This window comes from Alkalitalea saponilacus (assembly GCF_900168165.1).
Lineage (GTDB): Bacteria > Bacteroidota > Bacteroidia > Bacteroidales > Marinilabiliaceae > Natronoflexus > Natronoflexus saponilacus.
This window is the reverse complement of record NZ_FUYV01000066.1, coordinates 1-1,830: the sequence shown is the minus strand read 5'-3', so window position 1 is coordinate 1,830 and position 1,830 is coordinate 1. Positions and strand designations below refer to the sequence as shown.

The 1,830-nt window shown below is 41.7% G+C and carries 1 protein-coding gene; it reads right to left on the bottom strand.

Annotated elements, in window-relative coordinates:
* Nucleotides 1–1,147 (bottom strand): group II intron reverse transcriptase/maturase (ltrA, locus tag B5X70_RS17600; protein ID WP_079559212.1); only part of this gene is annotated, 1,147 nt, incomplete at its 3' end.
* Nucleotides 1,148–1,830 lie beyond the last annotated feature (683 nt).

Genomic DNA, 1,830 nt, shown 5'->3' with positions numbered 1-1,830 from the left:
TGCCCAAAATGAACCAAAGATAGTAGTCCACCTCCTTGAATATTTCTTTCGATACAATGTGCTTGTGGTAGTTAGACCACCCTCTTAACAGTGGGTTAAGTTGGTTGATTAATACATGAGGTTTTGCTCCCATGTTTCGGAATACTACCTGTCGCAGCTTATATTTGAACTCCTTTACCGAGTAATCCGAGGGCTTAATTAAAAGCTTTCCTTTGGGATATCGGCGAGTGTTCTGTGAAAGAAAATCAAAGCCATCGTTAATGTGAGTGATTTTCGTTTTCTCATCGGAGAGGGAAAGCCCTCTTTCAGAAAGGAATTGCCTTATAATGGGTGTTATTTCCTTTTCTAATATTTTTTTGGAATGAGCCGTAACAATAAAATCATCCGCATATCTGATAAGGTTTACTTTTTGACCTTTGATTTTAGGGTACTTTTTTCTCAGGATTTCTTCCAGTCCATCCATTGTCAGGTTCATCAGGGTGGGGGAGATTATGCCCCCTTGTGGTGTACCTGCTATTGTAGGATGTTTGGTCTGCTTCTCGATATATCCGGCTTTCAGCCATTTTATTAGTATTTGTTTGTCTATCAGAACATTTTCCAATAGCCATTTATGACTAATGTTATCGAAACAGCCCTTTATGTCGGCTTCGAGAATCCATTGTGCGCTCCCTTTTTGAGCAAGACAGATAAATATTTGCTGTATAGCATCCCTGCATGCACGTTGGCGCCTAAATCCGTAGGAGTTTGGGTCAGCCATTGATTCTGCAACGGGTTCTAAAGCCAGCAAATACAATGCTTGCATGGCACGGTCTTTCATAGTGGGGATTCCAAGCGGACGTTTCTTGCCATTTCGTTTGCGAATATATATCCTCCTGAGCGGAAGTGGTTTGTAACCCCTGCGGTGTAGTGATTTGGCAGCAGGAACTAAATCCGTGTTAATGTTCCATACCACATTATCAACCCCTGGGGTTTTTCCACCTTTATTAGTGATCACCTTAAAAACAGCAACTAATTTTGCATAATAAGAATTGACTAACAGCCACATCAAAGATTTGACTTTGTTAAACTTGCTTTCGCACACAGCCTTTGCAATACGGACTTGCAGTTTCCGAACATTACGATGTATTTTCTTCCATTTGAATGGCATACACTCTTCCTGTTTTCAGATGCTCACCATTGCCCGAGAGCAAGGTTCTATTAGCAGTTTCTGAATTTACGAAAATTCTATAAGTCTTCTTGCAAAGAAACACCAGTCGGACGTGGGCTCTCTTTCGAGTGGGATAACGTTTAAACCCCTATTTGCTTCATTACAAAGCAATATTCGCTTTTTCCGACATCTTACTCCGGCATGCTTTCGGAATGCCTTGCGGTTATCCTTACCACGGCTTATATCAAGCGTTGCGTGGCAGCATACACGGGTTACCCTGTTGCCAGTAATTGAATTAACGAACGGTTTAGGTTGGTTCTATCCGCCAGTGGAATAAAGTCCGTGTGTGTTTTAGCAGCAACAAACACAACCATACCACTTACCATTTTGGTCAAGGCGTATCATCTTCCTTTTTCGCCTTTTCCGTTTAATGACGGGTTCTGCAAACCTTCATTTAATTTAACCATGCCGTTCTACCTTAGCCCTTCAACCAACTTAGGAAGCATCGGAGGCATTACTTTTCTCACGAATTTCATACCCTCATATTGACACACGTGTCATGATTAGGAACATTGTCCCGGGAGCTTCACCCGATAATGGCTTCACCATACATCCGGTGTCCCGGTAAGGTACTATTGACGGAACAATAGGATTAATCAGTGTTTCAAAGAACAAGTTAATCA